At 38.0% G+C, this 18,668-nt stretch carries 18 protein-coding genes and 1 riboswitch; of the genes, 9 read left to right on the top strand and 9 right to left on the bottom strand.

The window, feature by feature from the left end; genetic code table 11:
- Positions 1-21 precede the first annotated feature (21 nt).
- The gene (locus ASE92_RS16255) at positions 22-582 is read right to left on the bottom strand and encodes a DinB family protein (protein ID WP_082455091.1); all 561 of its coding nucleotides are present in this window, start codon (positions 580-582) and stop codon (positions 22-24) included.
- Between the two features lie 153 nt (positions 583-735).
- Here ASE92_RS16255 and ASE92_RS16250 point away from each other — a divergent pair, with 153 nt between their 5' ends.
- Positions 736-1,479 (top strand): RDD family protein, encoded by a 744-nt coding sequence (locus ASE92_RS16250; RefSeq protein WP_056851158.1) that lies wholly within the window; start codon positions 736-738, stop codon positions 1,477-1,479.
- Between the two features lies 1 nt (position 1,480).
- Here the strand turns inward: ASE92_RS16250 and ASE92_RS21755 are convergent, their stop codons facing one another.
- The 5 genes from ASE92_RS21755 to ASE92_RS16225 all read right to left on the bottom strand — a co-directional run bounded on the left by ASE92_RS21755 (position 1,481) and on the right by ASE92_RS16225 (position 4,583).
- Positions 1,481-1,807: a DUF2752 domain-containing protein gene (locus ASE92_RS21755; protein WP_056851157.1), complete on the bottom strand. Its 327-nt coding sequence runs from the start codon at positions 1,805-1,807 to the stop codon at positions 1,481-1,483.
- A 5-nt stretch (positions 1,808-1,812) separates the two neighbouring features.
- Positions 1,813-2,331: a DUF5684 domain-containing protein gene (locus ASE92_RS16240; protein WP_056851156.1), complete on the bottom strand. Its 519-nt coding sequence runs from the start codon at positions 2,329-2,331 to the stop codon at positions 1,813-1,815.
- An 86-nt stretch (positions 2,332-2,417) separates the two neighbouring features.
- Positions 2,418-3,074: an SGNH/GDSL hydrolase family protein gene (locus ASE92_RS16235; RefSeq protein ID WP_235527381.1), complete on the bottom strand. Its 657-nt coding sequence runs from the start codon at positions 3,072-3,074 to the stop codon at positions 2,418-2,420.
- Positions 3,075-3,196: 122 nt separating this feature from the next.
- Entirely contained in the window at positions 3,197-3,916 is a 720-nt protein-coding gene (gene lipB / locus ASE92_RS16230) for a lipoyl(octanoyl) transferase LipB (protein ID WP_056851154.1), read from the bottom strand.
- A 19-nt stretch (positions 3,917-3,935) separates the two neighbouring features.
- Entirely contained in the window at positions 3,936-4,583 is a 648-nt protein-coding gene (locus ASE92_RS16225; protein WP_056851153.1) for a 4'-phosphopantetheinyl transferase superfamily protein, read from the bottom strand.
- 71 nt (positions 4,584-4,654) lie between these two features.
- Between ASE92_RS16225 and dcd the strand changes: the two genes are divergently transcribed.
- The 5 genes from dcd to purD all read left to right on the top strand — a co-directional run bounded on the left by dcd (position 4,655) and on the right by purD (position 11,221).
- Positions 4,655-5,191, top strand: a complete 537-nt coding sequence (gene dcd / locus ASE92_RS16220; protein ID WP_056851152.1) for a dCTP deaminase — start codon at positions 4,655-4,657, stop codon at positions 5,189-5,191.
- 81 nt (positions 5,192-5,272) lie between these two features.
- Positions 5,273-7,963 carry a TonB-dependent receptor plug domain-containing protein gene (locus ASE92_RS16215; RefSeq protein WP_056851151.1) on the top strand — a complete coding sequence of 897 codons (2,691 nt, stop codon included), beginning with the start codon at positions 5,273-5,275 and terminating at the stop codon, positions 7,961-7,963.
- 85 nt (positions 7,964-8,048) lie between these two features.
- Positions 8,049-8,810, top strand: coding sequence for an enoyl-CoA hydratase/isomerase family protein (locus ASE92_RS16210; protein ID WP_056851150.1), 762 nt, complete (start codon positions 8,049-8,051; stop codon positions 8,808-8,810).
- A gap of 129 nt (positions 8,811-8,939) precedes the next feature.
- Positions 8,940-9,821 (top strand): SDR family oxidoreductase, encoded by an 882-nt coding sequence (locus tag ASE92_RS16205; RefSeq protein ID WP_056851149.1) that lies wholly within the window; start codon positions 8,940-8,942, stop codon positions 9,819-9,821.
- Between the two features lie 128 nt (positions 9,822-9,949).
- Entirely contained in the window at positions 9,950-11,221 is a 1,272-nt protein-coding gene (gene purD / locus ASE92_RS16200; RefSeq protein ID WP_056851148.1) for a phosphoribosylamine--glycine ligase, read from the top strand.
- A gap of 83 nt (positions 11,222-11,304) precedes the next feature.
- Here purD and ASE92_RS16195 read toward each other — a convergent pair whose 3' ends face one another.
- Entirely contained in the window at positions 11,305-12,450 is a 1,146-nt protein-coding gene (locus tag ASE92_RS16195) for a TlpA disulfide reductase family protein (protein WP_056851147.1), read from the bottom strand.
- Positions 12,451-12,563: 113 nt separating this feature from the next.
- Positions 12,564-13,745 (bottom strand): formimidoylglutamase, encoded by a 1,182-nt coding sequence (locus ASE92_RS16190; protein ID WP_056851146.1) that lies wholly within the window; start codon positions 13,743-13,745, stop codon positions 12,564-12,566.
- Between the two features lie 71 nt (positions 13,746-13,816).
- On the opposite strand from ASE92_RS16190, the gene ASE92_RS16185 reads away from it, so the two are divergent.
- Positions 13,817-14,779, top strand: a complete 963-nt coding sequence (locus ASE92_RS16185) for an NAD-dependent epimerase/dehydratase family protein (protein WP_056851145.1) — start codon at positions 13,817-13,819, stop codon at positions 14,777-14,779.
- Positions 14,779-16,080 (top strand): HAD-IB family phosphatase, encoded by a 1,302-nt coding sequence (locus ASE92_RS16180; protein ID WP_056851144.1) that lies wholly within the window; start codon positions 14,779-14,781, stop codon positions 16,078-16,080. Before ASE92_RS16185 ends, ASE92_RS16180 begins: the two co-directional genes overlap by 1 nt.
- 76 nt (positions 16,081-16,156) lie before the next feature.
- On the opposite strand, the gene ASE92_RS16175 is transcribed toward ASE92_RS16180, so the two are convergent.
- The gene (locus ASE92_RS16175; protein ID WP_082455090.1) at positions 16,157-17,446 is read right to left on the bottom strand and encodes a voltage-gated chloride channel family protein; all 1,290 of its coding nucleotides are present in this window, start codon (positions 17,444-17,446) and stop codon (positions 16,157-16,159) included.
- A 17-nt stretch (positions 17,447-17,463) separates the two neighbouring features.
- A riboswitch (Fluoride riboswitch) is annotated at positions 17,464-17,525 on the bottom strand.
- 63 nt (positions 17,526-17,588) lie between these two features.
- Here ASE92_RS16175 and ASE92_RS16170 point away from each other — a divergent pair.
- The gene (locus ASE92_RS16170; RefSeq protein WP_056851143.1) at positions 17,589-18,554 is read left to right on the top strand and encodes a tryptophan 2,3-dioxygenase family protein; all 966 of its coding nucleotides are present in this window, start codon (positions 17,589-17,591) and stop codon (positions 18,552-18,554) included.
- Positions 18,555-18,668 lie beyond the last annotated feature (114 nt).

Here is an 18,668-nt window from a genome sequence, read left to right as displayed (position 1 = left end):
TTGGTGTTCTTAATTTGGTTGCTAAAAACTTTGGTCATCCGCACTTGGACCATAACTACCTGGAATAGGGATATCCAGTAGTCTTAAATAAACACCTAATTGCGCCCTGTGGTGAATAATCTGGCTAAAGGCTATGCGGATCATTTCATATTTAGTCAAATCGCCGAGGATTTGATCTCCATTTCGCAAAATCCATTGATTGTTTAACCGTTGAGGGTCGGCATTTTCTAACTCTTGCTTTCCGTTTTGATAACTCTCTTCCAGGAGATGAATCAAATCACCGTTGGTGATTACCTTTTTTTCTTCGTAGGGAGCAGTGGCGAAATCCAAACCATCTGCGGTAATGGCTAAACTTACCCATCCTGGAAGTTCTGCAATATGGCTCGCCAACGATTTCATTTTCATACTTCTTTCGTGAGGTGCCCAATCAAATTTATCTGTAGGGACCAAAGCCAAAAATTTGTTAGTGGTGTTGAATTCTGCCTCGAATTCTTTCAATAATAATTTAATAATATCCATATTTCGTTGTTTTGTTTTTTCTATTGTGTTTAATTCCATCAATAATAAATCTGCTATACTCATGGTTTTTTTGATTTTCTTAAACAAAGAAAGGATGCCAGAGTGACAACCCTATGGCAGTGCAGAATTTTTCTTCAAAAAAAATAGCTTTTATTTCATCTTTAATTTTAAGGGTAAAATAGTCTGATTATCCTTAAAAAAAATTATGTTTGAAAAATGGATAGTATCAGAATTAACACTGCTCAAAATATCGATATTGAATATGAAATTGCAGGTTTGGGTGAGCGAATAGCGGCTAGATGTATAGATTTAGCTGGCTTTGCGATACTATTTGTTGTCGCCTGGATTTTATTTATTATCGGATCTATAAGCGTTTCCGGAACATTAGGTGTGGTGATTTTGATCGTCTACCTGATTATATATGCATTTTACGATTTGGTTTGCGAGCTAACCATGAACGGACAATCTTTTGGCAAACGAGTAATGAAAATAAAAGTGATTAATCTGGATGGAACACAACCAACTTTCGGCCAATACTTAATTAGGTGGTTATTCAGAATGATTGATTTTGGTTTTCCATTGGGTTGGGGGGTAATTGCATTGGCATCTGTAGCGGTAACCGAGAATCATCAACGATTGGGAGACCTACTTGCCAAAACAACATTGATAAAAATGATTCCCCGTACCCAACTCAATCAGGTAGCTTTTAATTTTAGTTTACCAGAGGAATATCAACCTCAATTTAAAGAGGTAATGCATTTAACTGATAGAGATATAGAATTGATCCACGAGGTGCTTACCGGTTATTATCAAACGGGAAACGCAAGCCTAATTTATGCGATGGCTGCAAAAACTAAAGAACATATTTTTGTAAGTGTGCCTGCAGGAATGAACGAATTGCTGTTTTTAGAAACGGTGTTGAAGGATTATAATTATATCACTTCTAAGCTTAGTACCTGATCTAGTTAATGAACATCTTTACAAAATATGAAATCATCACGAAGTTGCCCACGATAATGATCAATACTTTCATGGCTAGATGGTTGTTCTTGATTGGGAACCGATATAATATAGTTACAATTGAAAAGAGAAGGAGTATCGGAACAGTTGGTGGATAGATTGACCAGCTTTTAAGGAAATCGCCTTGGAAGAGCGCCATTAGAGATCTTTGGAATCCGCATCCCGGACAGTCAATTCCTGTCAGTGCTTTGAAAGGGCAAGGTATTAAATGATTTTGCAGCCAATCAACTATGTTGATTAAGCTGCAAAATATAAATGTAATCGTCATCGAGATTAAACTACCGGAGGAGGATTATCATTCGGATTGTTCTGATCGCCAAATGGCTTATTTTGATTGCCGAAAGGGTTATTCGGATTATTGAACGGATTATTAGGATTGTTGAAAGAGTTATTTCCAAATCCGCCATTTTGTGCTTCAGCAGCTGATGGGCCTAAATACCTTGCATCACCGAAACCTAGAATTGGCCAGAAAATATAAGGGAAAATAACCATACCCACTGTAAAGCCTTCTGATTTACCAAAGCTTTTGCTTACCAAGTTGTAAAGCCAAACCATAAATACAATGTTAACACAAGGAATGATTAGCCATAATACCCAGATCATCGGCTTACCTACAATTTCTATCAACACAATAAGATTGTAAATTGGAATGATAGCAGCCCAACCTGGTTTGCCTGCTTTTTCAAATACTTTCCACATTCCAATAACCATCACAACGATTATTGCCAAATAAAAAATAACCATACCTGCACCAATTCCTGCGGCTGCTCCGCTTACTTCGTACTCATCCATAATAAATGTTTTTTTAAGGGTTTTAATTCAAATAGTTAAACTAAAGTAAAATTTTTAATTTAAAAATATAATGAATCGACCTTAAATTATTTCAGAACGGCACTTACTTTTGGACTTAAAGCATCAGCCCATTCGGAATACATTTTGGCACTCGGATGAAGTCCATCATTTGCAACAAGGGATAAATCGCTACTTGCTTTTCTTGATGCAGGCGTGATATTGGTATAGCTAATGCCTGCTGAAATAGTAATCTGCTCATTAACAGCATTAAAACTATCAATTTCTGAAGCGATAACCTGAGGACTTTTACCAGCGTTTTTATCGAATGGAGTTACGCCCCAATCGGGTATAGAGACCACAAATACTTTTGTTTTATCGCCATTTGCAAATAAGTCGGCGGTTTGTAACAATTCTGCAAACTCCTTTTTATATGTCTCGATGGAATTGCCTCGATATTGATTATTCACTCCAATTAATAGTGTAACAAAATCAAATTTCTGTGTGAGTTTAGCCTGCACAATTGCACTTTGCAGGTCGCTGGTTGTCCAGCCGGTGGTGGCTATAATTTTAGGAGTTGCCACATTGATACCGTTATTCTTTAACAAACTTTGCAACTGGAAGGGAAATGATTCACTCTGTTTAACCGATTCGCCGATGGTATAAGAATCCCCAAGAGCGAGATAGGTTCGGCTTTGGCCAGAAGTAGGTATTGTGCTTAGGTTAGGCTGATCGATTTCGGACATATTTGGTTGCTTACTACAAGACGAAGTTAAGAAAGAAAACAAAACGACACTTAATAAAACTTTCATCCTCCAATTTACGCAAATGGCAGATCATCGGTTTCAATTTGGCTATCCTTTTAAAATCAGATCAGATTCATTTTAAAAAGATCGGCGATATGATTTTTCAGCCTCTCTTTTACTTCTTCCATATCAGGTAGATATCCTAGTTCCCTGGCTAAAGAGGTAACGGCTTTATCGTCAATTCCGCAAGGAACAATGTTTTTAAAATAATCGAGCTCTACATTTACATTAAAGGCAAAGCCATGCATGGTAACCCAGCGGCTGCAGCGAACACCCATTGCACAAATTTTTCTGGCTTTTTCGTTATCTGCATCTAACCACACACCGGTATAACCAGTGTAACGCCCAGCTTCGATGCCATAATCTTTTAAAGTAAGGATAACAGCTTCCTCAAGTGTTCGAAGATATAAGTGAATGTCTGTAAAAAAGTTATCCAAATCCAAAATGGGGTAACCCACTATTTGGCCCGGACCGTGGTAAGTAATATCGCCACCACGATTAATTTTATAATAAGTGGCCCCCTTATCTTTTAAGCCTTGTTCATCCAATAATAAATTTTCTGGGTGACCGCTTTTTCCCAAAGTGTAAACATGAGGGTGTTCATTAAAAATAAGATAATTTGGTGTGGGTAACTGAGTGCCATTTACCCTATTCTCGGTTTTTAATGCTACCGTTTTATTAAGCAGTTCTTCCTGCCTATCCCAGGCTTGCTGGTAATCTGTTAAGCCCCAATCAATAAATTGAGTAGGAACTAAAGGAGCGTTTGTAGGTTGATCATTCATGTATAATTCTTAATAACATTTAGGCTGAATGCACAACGTAGCCCAACATATAGCCGTCTTTTGTCCTAAAATAATTTACCGTTAGTTCTCTTGAACCGGAGGGAAGAGCCACGATGGCATTTAATTTTCCTTCATTTTTGAGCTTGAAAGGCTTTATGTGGATATCGCGTTTGAATTCCAAACCTTTCTTTCCATGCCACTTGTAAATGGCTTCTTTGGCGCACCATGCCACATAAAGGCCATCAATATTGTCGCCGATTTGTTTTTGGGCAAGTTCAACATCACTTAAAAATTTATGGCGTATACTTTTTATTTTATGTTTAATCAATTCTATATCCACCCCAACAGCATCTTTTTTGCTGATCATAACAGCCGCATAATCATAAGAATGACTTAAAGAAATTTGATAATCAAAATTGGTTAAATAAGGTTTTCCATCTTCATCAAATTGGCAATCGATATATTCTTTGGTATTCAACATGGTACGAAGAAGAAGTCTTGTACTTAACCAGTGCAATAGCCTTTTGCCATTGTTCAGCGTTGATATAACATCAAGTTCATGTTGCTTAAGCTGAAGGCCAGCCAACATTTCAGCTTCAGTTTCCTCAATTTTCCAGATTGCAAGAACTGAATGCTCATCAACATTTTTATTATAAATTATTGGCATTTATAAAATTGAGATTAGCATGCAAAACTATCTTAATTAATTGATAATTTAGGCCAAAAATACGCATAAAAATGATATTATCTGATAAAAGGATATTAGAAGAAATTGATAAGGGAACAATCATAATCGAGCCCTTTAAAAGAGAAAGCTTAGGTACAAATTCTTACGATGTACATTTAGGTAAATACCTGGCTACCTATAAAAGCCGCGTATTGGATGCCAAGCAGCATAACGAAATTGAGCATTTTGAAATTCCGAAAGATGGGTTTGTATTGCACCCAGGCACACTATACCTCGGAGTAACGCTTGAGTATACCGAAACACATGGACATGTGCCATTTTTAGAGGGAAAAAGCAGCACCGGACGCCTGGGGATTGATATACACGCTACCGCAGGCAAGGGTGATGTGGGCTTCTGCAATACCTGGACCTTAGAAATCTCTGTTGCTCAGCCTGTAAAAATATATGCAGGGATGCCGATAGGTCAGTTGATTTATTTCGTCGTAGAAGGAAATATCGAAACCTTGTATAATACCAAAGGAAATGCAAAATATAATAATAAGACTACCAAGCCAGTAGAAAGCATGATGTGGAAGAACAAATTTTAGCGCTAAAATTCATGTTACCTTCATAAAAATATGCCTCCGGTTTTGTACCTTGAGGCATATTTTTTTACACCCTAGCCACAAATGAAAATCAAAATTACCCTCGCAATCAGTTTTCTCGCACTTATTATTGGTTTTACTGCTTTTAAAATTGATGATGATCCTTTTACCTTGCTTTTAAAAAAGCTCGAGGATTATACAAATAAATACCAACAGGAAAAAGTGTACCTGCATTTAGATAAACCATATTACGCCATAGGCGATGATATTTGGTTCAAAGGATATGTAATCAATGCAAAAACTACTGCACCCTCTCAACTAAGCAAAATTTTGTATGTAGAGTTAATTAATGAAAAAGATTCGGTAAAAAAACTGGTGAAATTGCCATTAATTAGCGGCATCACCTGGGGCGATTTTAAGTTAACAGATTCGTTAGGAGAAGGAAATTATCGAATTAGGGCATACACCAATTATATGCGAAACTTTGGAACTGAATTCTTCTTTGATAAAACCATTAAAATAGGGAACAGTTGGGCAAACAAGGTATTTACCAAAACAGATTACACCTTTACAAAGGAAAATAATGTGGATAAGGTGCAGGCAACCATCCACTTCGAAGATAAAAATGGTATTGCTTATAAGGAGAACGATGTAAGCTACGATGTACAGCTTGATTATCGATCTGTTGCCAAAGGCAAAGTCAAAACAAATCTTTCTGGTGATGCTATAATAAATTTCACCAGCAGCCAGGCGCTTGCCAATAAATCAGGGAAAATTGTGGCCACGCTTACTTTAGAAAATAAGCAGAAAGTGGTGAAAACAATTCCGATCACCTCCACTTCTAACGATGTTGATGTGCAGTTTTTACCGGAAGGTGGTTCGATGATTGAGAATCTTCCTCAAAAGATCGCCATTAAAACTGTGAATGCCAGTGGACATGGAGAAGATGTAAAAGGCTCGATTGTAGACGAAACAGGAGCTGAAATTACCTCATTTGAAACCGCTTATTTAGGTATGGGGAATTTCATTTTTAATGCCCAGTCAGGAAAAACGTATACCGCGAAAGTTAAGTTTAAAGATGGATCCAGTAAAGATTTCAAACTTCCAGTAGCTCAAAAAGCAGGATATGCCATCGCCATTACCAATACTGATACTGCAAAAGTTACGCTTAAGATTATGGCTAGCGAAAGCTTAATTAATGGTAGCGAACTAAAAGTTGTGGCACAACAGGGTGGAAATGTTTTTTATGTTTCTAAAGCCAAAATGGATAAACAGGTTTTGGTTGCCAATATCCCGAAGAAAAATTTACCAATTGGCGTAATACAGTTCACTTTATTTTCTACTAACAACCAACCTATAGCCGAACGTTTAATCTTTGTAAACCATAAGGTTGATTTAATTGATCTAAACCTGAATACATCGGCCGTTTCGACCACCAGGAAGGGAAAATCCTCTTTTAGTTTTGATGCCACTAACCAAAATAAGCCGGTATTAAGTGTTTACTCTGTCGCTGTTACCAACGCTACTAAAGTAGCTCCTGACGAAGATAACGAATCAAATATCCTTTCATCGCTTTTATTAACTTCAGATTTAACCGGATATATTGAAAAGCCAAATCATTACTTTCTAAATGATGATGTTAAAACCATGAAAGAACTGGATAATTTGATGTTAACGCATGGCTGGAGCAGATTTTTATGGCGAAATGTAGCAGCGGGAACAGGGCCAGCAATCACTTACAAGCCTGAAAATTCGCTTAGCATCAGTGGAACGGTTACCAAAGGTGGCAAGCCGGTTCCGGGGGGTAAGGTAATGATCATGGCATCTAAAGGAACATTTTTTATTTTAGATACGGTTACCAATGCAGATGGAAGGTTTGTGTTTGATAATCTAAATTTTCCTGATAGCACTAAATTTGTGGTTCAGGCAAGAACCAAATCAGAACGTAAGTTTGTAGATATTAATTTGGATGTAGTACCAAACCAGATCGTAACCAAAAACAAAAATACAGGAGATGTTGAAGTAAATGTGAACAATTCTTTGATGAAATATATTAAGGAAAGCGACAATTATTTTAATGAAATGACACGGTTAGGTTTGCTGGAGAGAACCATAAAATTAGAGGAAGTGACCATTACTGAAAAAAGAAACCCGGCAAAAAATTCTGCTAATTTAAATGGTGCAGGACGAGCAGATTATATTATGACTGCTGATGATCTTTCTACCTGCATAACTTTGTCTCAATGCTTACAAGGGCGTTTGCCTGGAGTGATTTTTCAGGGCGGAATTCCCTATCTGATGCGCAGCCAAAATACCCCAATGTCGATTGTTTTAGACGGGATGCGGGTTGAGGCCGACTTTCTTGATAATATCGTTCCTTCAGATGTAGAATCAATTGAACTTTTAAAAAGCATTGGAAATACCGCTATTTATGGTTCTCAAGGAGGCGGCGGCGTTATCGTCATCACAACTAAACGTGGCGGAGGAACGGCAAACTACAATAGGTATGCACCAGGAGTGGTAACCCTTAGTCCGCGAGGGTTCTCTGTTTCGAGGGAGTTTTATTCTCCAAAATATGATGCAGGCACAAATAGTAACCGGGCAGATTTAAGGACAACCATTTATTGGAATCCACAAGTTGTTGCTGAGACTGATGGTAAAGGAAAATTTGAATTTTATAATGCCGATGAGCCGGGGCAATACCGGGTGGTAATGGAAGGCATTGATGCTTTTGGCCATTTAGCCAGAAAAGTTTACACTTATGAGGTGAAATAAAGAAAAATAGATAAATTTGAATATTATGCAAGCATAGCTTATAGTTTTGCCTGATACGGTCAATATTTACATTTTGAAATTTAATATGGAAACAATTAAAGTAAGCGTTAGCGATAGGTTAGCAACAATTACATTGAGCAGGGGAAAGTCTAACGCATTAAATGGACAACTGATCACCGAGCTAGATGACATGCTTAAAAATATCTCTGCTGATGACAATATTGGCGGAGTAATTTTAGCTGGAACGGCTCCATTCTTTTCAGCAGGTTTAGATTTAGTAGAACTTTACAACTATAATGAGGAAGAAGCAAAAGATTTTTGGAAACTGTTTTTAAATTTCACTGCTAATCTTGTCGCCTTTAAGAAGCCGATTGTTGCAGCAATAAGTGGGCATAGTCCTGCCGGAGGATGCGTTTTGGCACTTGCTTGTGACTATCGTGTTATGGCAGAAGGGCAATATATAATCGGTTTAAACGAAGTTCCGGTTGGAATCATTGTTCCTAACAGCATTTTTCAGATGTATGCCTTTTGGTTGGGTAAAGCTGAAGCAACCCGTAGCTTATTGACAGGTAAACTTTACAACCCGGAAGAAGCGCTTAAGGTTGGTTTGGTGGATGAGCTGGTGAAGAACGAAAGCCTGCTTACCGCGGCAGAACGAAAGATTAAAAAGTTCATGGAATTGGAAAGTAATACCTGGTCGCAGAGTAAACTAAATATCCGCGAAGAATTAATCGCAGCGGTGTCTGCAGATCAATCTGCATCTCTCGAAAAAATGCTTGCACAATGGTGGGCGCCCGCCACACGTCATATTTTGAAAACGATTATTGAAAGCCTGCAGAGAAAATAAAGCAATTTTTAGTTGGCGGTTTTGTTCTGACGGTTGAACTATGCTTCAACTGTCGCAATTCAATAGTATTTCAACTGAATAATATAGCAATTAACTAATCACGATATTAAACCCACTAACCAAAATATTATGCTCAACTACAATTCTCCTATGCTTCGAGAAGATGCGCTGAAAGGCAAAACCATTGTAATTACAGGTGGTGGTACTGGCTTAGGAAAAGCAATGGGAATCTATTTTCTTAAGTTGGGAGCAAATCTTGTTATTACAAGTCGCAAGCAGGAGGTTTTGCAAAAAACAGCCGACGAGATGGAAGAAAAAACTGGTGGTAAAGTTTTGGCCGTTGCCTGTGATGTAAGAGATCCCGAACAGGTGGACAATGTATTAGCAAAAACTTTAGAGCGATTTGGTTCGGTAGATGTGCTCTTAAACAACGCTGCTGGTAACTTCATTTCTCCTACAGAAAGATTGTCGGCAAATGCATTTTCATCTATTATCGACATTGTTTTAAAAGGAACAGTGAATTGCACCCTGGCTTTTGGGAAACATTGGATCAAAGAAAAGCAAACAGCGACAGTTTTAAATATTATTACTACTTATGCGTTCACTGGTTCGGCTTATGTGGTGCCATCGGCTTGTGCAAAGGGTGGTGTATTGGCTTTAACCCGATCATTGGCGGTAGAGTGGGGCAAATATGGCATCCGCACCAATGCGATTGCACCGGGTCCTTTCCCAACAAAAGGAGCGTGGGAGCGCTTATTGCCTGGTGATTTAGCTAAAAAATTCGATTTCAAAAACCGTGTTCCATTGAAAAGAGTTGGAGAACACCAGGAGCTGGCAAATCTTGCTGCTTTTTTAGTGAGCGATTTTTCGGGCTACATTAATGGCGAAGTGATTACAATAGATGGTGGCGAGTGGCTGCAAGGCGCCGGCCAAATGAATGGATTGGAAGCCATTCCTAATGAGATGTGGGATATGTTGGAACAAATGACCAGAAGTGCCAAAGGGAGTTAAGAAGATTAAAGTCAAAAGTGCTTGTGGGTAGATTTGTTCGCCAAGTCACTAAGTTCCCTAATATCAACAGATCAACTTTACAACATTTCAATATTCAATTTTCCAACACTAATCCTATCTTTGCCGATATGAATATCTTACTTTTAGGTTCAGGCGGCAGAGAAAGTGCATTTGCCTGGAAAATGAGCCAGTCCTCGCACTGCGATAAATTGATTATTGCACCAGGAAACGGTGGTACAGGGGTTTATGGTACCAATATCAACATCAACGTAAATGATTTCGATTCGATAAAAAAGGTAGTTATTGCAGAAAATATCGAACTCGTTGTGGTTGGTCCAGAAGAACCCTTAGTAAATGGTATTCACGATTTTTTCTTAGCTGACGCGTCGCTTGCACATATTCCGGTAATTGGACCTAAAAAAGAAGGAGCTATTCTGGAAGGAAGTAAAGATTTTTCCAAGCAGTTTATGGAGCGTCATGGCATCCCAACCGCAGCCTCAAAATCTTTTACACCCGAAACATTAGAGCAAGGTTTGGCATACTTGGAAAAGCATGCTTTGCCTGTAGTTTTAAAAGCTGATGGTTTGGCAGCAGGTAAGGGCGTTCTAATTTGTACCGAAACCGTTGAAGCACAAGAAGAATTAAAATTGATGCTTGGTGGTAAATTCGGTGCCGCTGGCGCAACAGTTGTTATAGAGGAATTTTTGAGCGGCATTGAGCTTTCCGTTTTTATTTTAAGCGATGGCGAAAACTATGTAACCCTTCCTTCCGCCAAAGATTATAAAAGGATCGGGCAAAACGATACAGGTTTGAACACTGGAGGTATGGGTTCGGTTTCTCCGGTTCCGTTTGCTACTCCAGAATTTTTGCAAAAAGTTGAAGAGCGAATCATTAAACCTACAGTAGAAGGTTTAAAGAAAGATAATATCGATTACACGGGTTTCATTTTCTTTGGATTAATCAAAGTAGGTGATGATCCTTTCGTAATCGAATACAATGCCCGAATGGGCGATCCGGAAACGGAAAGTGTTATTCCACGCATCGAAAATGATTTGGTAGAACTATTTATGGCCACAGCGAATAAACAGTTGAACCAGGTTAAGCTTGTAATCTCTGAGCAAACTGCGGCCACAGTAATGATCGTAGCTGGTGGTTATCCAGGAGAATATTTGAAAGGCAAGGCGATTTCGGGGATTGAAAACTTGCGTCATTCAAATGCTTTTCACGCTGGTACCTTGCTTGATAATGATGTGGTAAAAACCAACGGCGGTAGAGTGATTGCGATCACAAGCCTACAGAAAGATCTTTTTACTGCGCTGCAATCTGCTACTGCCGATGCAGGTAGAATTTACTTCGATGGCAAATACTTTAGAGAAGATATTGGTTTTGATTTGATATAGTTCATCACAAAAAAAAGCCGCAGATTTGCAGATTATTTATTTAATAAAATCTGCAAATCTGCGGCTTCGTTATGAAGTGGAATCTATTTCGATTTGCTTCCCAAAAGTTCCTGAAGCTTGTCTTGCAATGCCTGCTCTCTTAAACCTTTAGCAATAATTTTTCCGGTTGGATCTATTAAAAAGTTAGCTGGAATTGAACGAATGCCATAAAGCTGGGCAACTTCATTGTTCCAGAATTTCAGATCAGAAACATGAGTCCAGGTTAACTTATCATCTGCAATGGCTTTTAACCAGGCAGCTTTTTTACCAGGTTGATCTAACGAAACACCTAAAACGGTAAAACCTTTATCTTTAAATTTATTATAGGCTAACACTACATTTGGATTTTCCTGGCGACATGGCCCGCACCAAGAAGCCCAAAAATCAACCAAAACATATTTTCCTTTAAAATCAGACAACTTAACAGGTTTGCCTGCGGTATCTGCTTGGGTAAAATCCATAGCCATTACACCCACAGCGGTTTTTCTCCCCGCATCGAACATTTGGGTAAGTTGTTTTCCGTTTGGAGTTGCCTTCAATTCTGGAGATAGCGCTGTAAATGCCTTTTCAGCCGCAACAGCTTGTTCCGGATCACTCGCTAATTGACCAATCGCACTCAAACTGATGTATGATTTCGGGTTATTCTGTGCGAAGTTTAATAAAAGCGGCGGAAGCGCTTCTGATTCTTTCTCAAATTTCTCTCTTAACTTAGTCATTAAGGCTTCATCCTTTTTCTGCTCTGGAGTAAATGCTCTGTATTCAGCATCTATAGCCATTAACCTATCATTAACTGGTTTGGTTAAAGCTTTTAATTTCCTGGCATCATCATTCACTGGAGAACCAACAATAGCAGCGTTTTTCAACGAATCTGTAGCTGTCAAATTAATATTTCCTGGTTCTACGTAGATAGATAAACCATCTAATTTTTCCCCTTCCGCAGGACGGGTAACGTAGGGATTTTTGTTTAAATAAAGACTTCCCTGTGCAGGATTTTCAACCGTACCTTTAAAAGAAAATGCTCCATTTACAACCGTTGTAGAATCGGTAATATTTTTTCCATCGCCCTGATAAATCAGATAAACTTTACTACCAGCTTTTAATCCTTTTATATTTCCGTTTAGTGTAAACGGTTTTTGCGCCAACGCTGCTAAAGGCAATAAGGCCAGCGCAGATAATAATATTTTTTTCATTAATGAGATTTGTTTTTTCAAAAGTAGTGATATATATAGCTAGAACGCAATTGCTTGTGTAAAATTATGGTAGCGTTGAAGTGTGTTTGAACTTCTACAAATTATCCATTGGATTAGGATAACTTCTGAAAAGTACGCCACCATAAATCGGGCATTTCGCCGCTTACTGCAGTCTGGTAATCATCATAACGGCAAGGTACGAGGTGGTAACGTTCGTTTTTCGATTGGCCCGAAGGATATGGAACCTGCATCCACCAGCGATCTGATTTTTTGCTTTTCACGAAAACCATTTCACCAGAACCATCTTTCAAACTGGTTCTGTAAATCATAAATTGTGATTTTGGTGTAAGTGGGAAATCCTTTTTACGGGCATAAAAACCATCTACAAAATACCAGATCATCTGCGCCAGCAAAAACGCGGTTTGGCCATTATTATCGTAGGCCGGGTTAAATTCGTAAAAACCAATTGAAGTCAATTTATCGTTCATGCCGGCATAACGGGCAATTCGGCAGGCTTCTTCACCGTCGAAACCATTAGGTGTAGTGTTCGCATTTGCTGCAGCATCAGCCGATCGGATGGCACCCAGATCAAAACTGATCATGTTCGCATTGCGGATAATGGGCTCTGTCAACGTGATGTCCTGAGCAAATTCTCCAAGACGGTGAACATCAAAATAAAGCTTGTCCATCACACTCAGGCTTTCTTGATTTACAAAATAAGTTTGATAACCAATGTTGCTGTAATTGAAAAGATAGTTGGGTTGATGAAGAAAAATCTTATTCAGATAACAGTCTGATCTTGTTTCGATTCCAAGGGTATCATCGTCGCCAATATCGAATTGATTGTCGATAATTACCAGATCCACCTTTTGCTCTAAATCTTCATAGCCTAAATATTGGGCATAGGTTAAATCCTGGCCGCCGCCGATAATAATGGGAATGATGTCTTTTTTGATCAAATCAGACACCACCATTTTGATGGCAATGTAAGTATCGGCAACCGTTGCGCCATGCTTGATATTTCCTAAATCGACAATTCTACTGCTGAAAGACCCTTCATTAAGTTTGTAAAATTTCTCCCTGAAATAATCGGGTGCCAACGCACAGCCTTCATTATTTACTGCCCCCCTTCCATCTAACACACCAATAATGGCCAAATCGTAAGTATTCTCTTCAAAATCAGGAAACGATTCGGTAAAAATGTGTGCTTTTAAACCTAGCTGGCTTGTTAAAAATCCTTGCTTTGGTGTAAAACTATCAGGGTTTATTGGGGAAAAGAAATCCGTTAATGACATATATTTAAAACTCTCGGCTCAAATATCTATTTTTGAATGCGTATTTCCACATATAGCTCGAAAAAAATAAAATGATACTGGTAACCGGAGGAACGGGATTTTTAGGGTCTGAATTATTAAAACAGTTAACCGATAAGGGTTTAACCGTACGAGCGCTGAAACGTGAAAATTCAAAAATTCCGGTTATAATTAAAGACAATCCATTAATTGAATGGGTTCTGGGTGATATAAATGAACCCGCTGACCTGGAAGAAGCCTTTGAAAAAGTAACTCATGTTTATCACTGTGCGGCTTTTGTATCTTTAAGTGCTAAACATAAAAAACAATTGTTCCATGTCAATATCGATGGAACTTCAAACATTGTAAATCTCTGTGCCGAAAATAATTGCAGGCTTTTACATGTGAGCTCAGTTGCTGCTTTAGGAATAGCAAAAAGAGGGAATAAAATTTCTGAAAAAGACTTTTGGGAATATGATTCTAAAGCACACGCTTACGGGCTATCGAAGTATGAAAGCGAGATGGAAGTGTGGCGTGGAATTAACGAAGGTCTCGATGCCGTAATTGTAAACCCATCGGTAATTATTGGGAAGAATGCCGGTTTTGAAGGCAGTGGAGCCATCTTCAAATTAGTAAAAGATGGATTTCCTTTTTATACAAACGGCGCCTCTGGTTTTGTTGATTTAGAAGATGTAGTAAAAGCGATGATTTTGTTGATGGATGCTGAAGTTTCAGGAGAGCGCTACATTTTATCATCTGAAGATATTCATTACAAAGATTTATTTACACAGATAGCAATAGGTTTTGGAGTAAAGCCGCCAACAAAGGAAGCAAAAGCATGGATGCTTGGTATAGCCTGGCGAGCATTGAAATTTACATCCTTTTTCACCAGAAATGAACCATCAATAACTAAAGACACTGCTAAAAGTAGTATCACTTTAAGTTATTATAATAATAATAAAGTGATTGAGCAAACCGGAATCGTTTTTAAACCACTGGCTCAAAGTATAACAGAAATTACCCAACACTTAAAATAATGCCCAAACAAAAAGCGTATTACATTATCGATTTCGACAGTACTTTTACCCAGGTAGAAGCACTTGATGAACTTGCTAGAATCTCTTTAAAGAACCACCCAGATAAAGAGGCGATTTTCCAGAAGATTGAGGATTATACCAATTTAGCCATGGAAGGCAAACTTTCATTTTCAGAAAGTTTAGCGCAACGTGTGAAATTGCTGGAGGCAAATGAGGATCATTTGAAACAACTAATTAAACATTTAAAAAAGAAAGTTTCTACCTCATTTTCGCGTAACGCAGAATTTTTTAAAAAGCATGCTGATGATGTTTTAATCGTTTCTGGCGGTTTTAAAGAATTTATTACACCAGTGGTGAGCCAGTATCACATCAAAAAAGAAAATATTTATGCCAATACTTTTGTAACCACTGGTGATGGAAAAATTATAGATTACGATCATGCGAACCCTTTAAGTGAAGAAGGCGGAAAAGTAAAGTTATTGCAGCATTTAAAATTAGAAGGGGAACTTTTCGGTATTGGCGATGGTTATTCAGATTTTCAGCTGCGGGAAAGTGGGCTGATCAATAAGTTTTTCGCCTTTACAGAAAATATTGCCCGTGAAAGCATTGTTGCCAAAGCCGATCACGTGACGCCAAGTTTTGACGAATTCCTCTATGTGAATGATTTGCCAAGAGCAATTTCTTACCCCAAAAACAGGATTCTTTGTTTAGTTATTGGCGATGTTGATCCACTAACACTTTCTATACTGAAGAATGACGGCTTGTCCATCAGGCATAAAACTTCTTTCGAAGAAAAATATGTAAAAGATGTAGGCATTATTGTTCTGGCAGATGGCGAAAAGATTGATAAAGAACAACTAAAAAGCGCTGCTAAACTTAAAACAATTGGTTATTTAGGGAGCGCAAAAAATAAAATCGACTTTGATGTTTGTACAAAACAAGGAATTGTAGTTTTCGATGATCCGAAAAACAATCCCCGAAATATCGATTTTATTCCAAAACGGGTAGCTGATTTTATGAATACCGGCGCTACTTATTTAAGTGCCAATTTTCCGAATTTGCAGTTGCCGAAAATCGATAAATCGCACCGATTAATTCATATCCATAAAAATGTTCCAGGCATTATGGCCAAAATTAATACCGTGTTCGCCAAACATGATATCAACATTGTAAGCCAGTTTTTAATGACAAACCCCGAAATTGGATATGCAATTACCGATATCAATGCTGAATACGATAAACAATTATTTAAATCACTCAAAAAGATTGAGCACACTATAAAATTTAGGGTGTTATATTAATTCAACGATTTGACCTTTATCAATGGTTTAAGTTTTGACAACTTTGCTAGGGCTTAAGAAAGAAAGTTGTCAAAGCTTACCTCAAAAACTGATGTCTTTTTAACAACAAATGTTTTGGGCTACCAATAGCTTGCGAACGATAGATGCCAGTATGCCCGGAAAATAGATAGGCTACAACGCAAGCAAGAGCAATGTATATTCCAGATGCTACACCAAACAATTCTACTCCCATAAAAATACAAGCCAATGGTGTATTTGCTGCGCCAGAGAAGACGGCGACGAAACCTATTCCAGCTAATAATCCGATAGGTAATGGAATAAAAACACTCAAGAAACTACCTAATGTTGCGCCAATGAAAAATAATGGGGTTACTTCTCCACCTTTAAAGCCACAACCTAAGGTTAATGCCGTTAAAAAAAGTTTGATGGCAAACGTATAATAAGGTTCCTGTTGCGTAAATGATTCAGAAATTACGGGAATTCCTAATCCTATATATCTTGTAGTATCCAAGAAATAGATAATGACAATTAAAGTCAACCCACCAAATACTGGCCTTAAAGGCGGATACTTTATTTTACTGAACAAGTTAGAAAAGCCATGGTTTAAGGCGGAGAAAGATCTGGCCACTAAGCCAAAAACAATTCCAACACCCAACGATAGTAACAGATTAATGGCATCCATTTGTGGCACAACACCAATGGAATAATGAGTGTGGCCAACTCCCCAAGCTTTGCATGCATAATCGGCAATTATAGCGGCTAAAAACGAAGGCAAAATTGCAGTGTACACTAAACTACCAACCACGAAAACCTCTAGGCCGAAAATTGCACCTGCTAATGGCGTCCCGAATACCGACGCAAAGCCAGCACTAATTCCGCAGATGAGAATAATTTTTCTGTCGCGTGGCTTTAACTTAAATAGCTTGGTAAACTGATCGGCAAAAGCACCTCCAATTTGTACAGCAGTTCCTTCTCTTCCTGCCGATCCTCCAAATAAATGAGTAATAATCGTTCCGGCAAAAATTAATGGTGCCATAATTAATGGAATTACCTTTTTGGGTGACTGTAATTCTTCAATTAAAAGATTGTTTCCTTTAACAACATCCTTGCCCCAATAATGATATGCTAAGCCAATTAAAAGACCTGCAACTGGTAAAAATGAAATGATCCAAAGGTGGCTTTCTCTGAAATTCGTTGCCCAATTTAAGGATACTAAAAATAGGGCAGATGCAGAGCCAACTATTGCACCAATTAGAGCTGCTATTAAAAGCCATTTTGAAGTGCTCAATAATACTACTCCAAAATCCTTTTTAATAAAGGAATTGATAGACAGAAGGAATGCTTCTGTTGGTTTTTTAACAGGCATTAGAATTCAATTTAAATAAAATTGTAGGAGTCATCAGCCTGTTTGGCGGTTTTGGCGGTACCCCATCGCCATTGTTCAAATGTATAAATTTTAGCAATTTCTTCCAAAATCTTTAACACCTTTGTAAAGCTAACTTAGAATAATGGATTTTACACCTGAAATAAAAGATAAACTTCATCAGCTACAAGAAAAATATACAGCCATGGGGCAGGATATGGCTTCTTACCTGGATGGGTTGCTATATGCCGATTTTCTCACCTATTGGGATTACATCCATTTGGATACGCTGCTAAGTTTACAAAGTCCAAAAACGCCGTTTCCTGATGAAGAGATTTTCATCATGTACCATCAAATTACTGAGTTATATTTTAAGCTGGCCTTGCATGAATGCAGGCAAATTGCTGAACATGAAAATTTAACTGTCGAATTTTTTACTGCTCGTGTTAAAAGAATTAATGCTTATTTTAATGCATTGACTACTTCTTTCGAGGTGATGGTGGATGGCATGGAGAAAGAACAATTTTTGAAGTTCAGAATGTCATTATTGCCTGCTAGCGGTTTTCAATCCGGGCAATATCGAATGATTGAGATTTGTGCAACTGATTTTATTCGTTTGGTTGATAAAAGTAAACGCGAAGAATTAAGCACTGCTACTATCGAAGAACAGTTCGAACATATTTATTGGAAGTTTGGTGCTACTGAGTTGTCATCGGGTAAGCAAACTTTAACATTAAAGCAATTTATTAAAAAATATGCCGCTCAGTTTTTACAGCTGGCTAAAAATAGATCACTTACAAATTTCTCGGCTTTGTATCATCAGCTGTCAGCAAATGGTGCTGATGTTTCTGCGCTTGCAGAAGAATTGCGTAAGCTCGATTTATATGTCAATGTAAAGTGGCCATTGTCGCACTATAAATCAGCAGTGCGTTATTTAGAAAAAGATCCGATTGATGTAGCCGCAACCGGCGGTACCAACTGGCAGAAATATTTGCCTCCGCGTTTTCAAAAACGAATTTTTTATCCTTTTTTATGGAGTGATGATCAAATTGGAGAATGGGGCAAAGGCTGGGTGCTTAGTGTACTCAAAACACTCAAAAACAAAGATTAATATCAGAAAATACTATTAAAAAAGCTCGTTTTTTGCTAATTTGCGTCAATTAGAAAATGATAGATGGAGTGACTGATAGAATGAGTGAATTTTCGATTCGCAAATCATTCAATC

The organism is Pedobacter sp. Leaf41 (genome assembly GCF_001422545.1).
In the GTDB taxonomy this organism is placed as follows: domain Bacteria; phylum Bacteroidota; class Bacteroidia; order Sphingobacteriales; family Sphingobacteriaceae; genus Pedobacter.
This window is presented reverse-complemented; position numbering and strand designations above follow the sequence as displayed.

Coding starts and splice junctions, on each gene's coding strand:
- ASE92_RS16185 (WP_056851145.1), top strand. CDS start 13,817: ATGATACTGGTAACCGGAGGAACGGGATTTTTAGGGTCTGAATTATTA.
- ASE92_RS16225 (WP_056851153.1), bottom strand. CDS start 4,583: ATGCCAATAATTTATAATAAAAATGTTGATGAGCATTCAGTTCTTGCA.
- ASE92_RS16190 (WP_056851146.1), bottom strand. CDS start 13,745: ATGTCATTAACGGATTTCTTTTCCCCAATAAACCCTGATAGTTTTACA.
- ASE92_RS16250 (WP_056851158.1), top strand. CDS start 736: ATGGATAGTATCAGAATTAACACTGCTCAAAATATCGATATTGAATAT.
- ASE92_RS16210 (WP_056851150.1), top strand. CDS start 8,049: ATGGAAACAATTAAAGTAAGCGTTAGCGATAGGTTAGCAACAATTACA.
- ASE92_RS16205 (WP_056851149.1), top strand. CDS start 8,940: ATGCTCAACTACAATTCTCCTATGCTTCGAGAAGATGCGCTGAAAGGC.
- ASE92_RS16170 (WP_056851143.1), top strand. CDS start 17,589: ATGGATTTTACACCTGAAATAAAAGATAAACTTCATCAGCTACAAGAA.
- lipB (WP_056851154.1), bottom strand. CDS start 3,916: ATGAATGATCAACCTACAAACGCTCCTTTAGTTCCTACTCAATTTATT.
- ASE92_RS16235 (WP_235527381.1), bottom strand. CDS start 3,074: ATGTCCGAAATCGATCAGCCTAACCTAAGCACAATACCTACTTCTGGC.
- purD (WP_056851148.1), top strand. CDS start 9,950: ATGAATATCTTACTTTTAGGTTCAGGCGGCAGAGAAAGTGCATTTGCC.
- ASE92_RS16175 (WP_082455090.1), bottom strand. CDS start 17,446: ATGCCTGTTAAAAAACCAACAGAAGCATTCCTTCTGTCTATCAATTCC.
- ASE92_RS16195 (WP_056851147.1), bottom strand. CDS start 12,450: ATGAAAAAAATATTATTATCTGCGCTGGCCTTATTGCCTTTAGCAGCG.
- dcd (WP_056851152.1), top strand. CDS start 4,655: ATGATATTATCTGATAAAAGGATATTAGAAGAAATTGATAAGGGAACA.
- ASE92_RS21755 (WP_056851157.1), bottom strand. CDS start 1,807: ATGACGATTACATTTATATTTTGCAGCTTAATCAACATAGTTGATTGG.
- ASE92_RS16240 (WP_056851156.1), bottom strand. CDS start 2,331: ATGGATGAGTACGAAGTAAGCGGAGCAGCCGCAGGAATTGGTGCAGGT.
- ASE92_RS16255 (WP_082455091.1), bottom strand. CDS start 582: ATGAGTATAGCAGATTTATTATTGATGGAATTAAACACAATAGAAAAA.
- ASE92_RS16215 (WP_056851151.1), top strand. CDS start 5,273: ATGAAAATCAAAATTACCCTCGCAATCAGTTTTCTCGCACTTATTATT.
- ASE92_RS16180 (WP_056851144.1), top strand. CDS start 14,779: ATGCCCAAACAAAAAGCGTATTACATTATCGATTTCGACAGTACTTTT.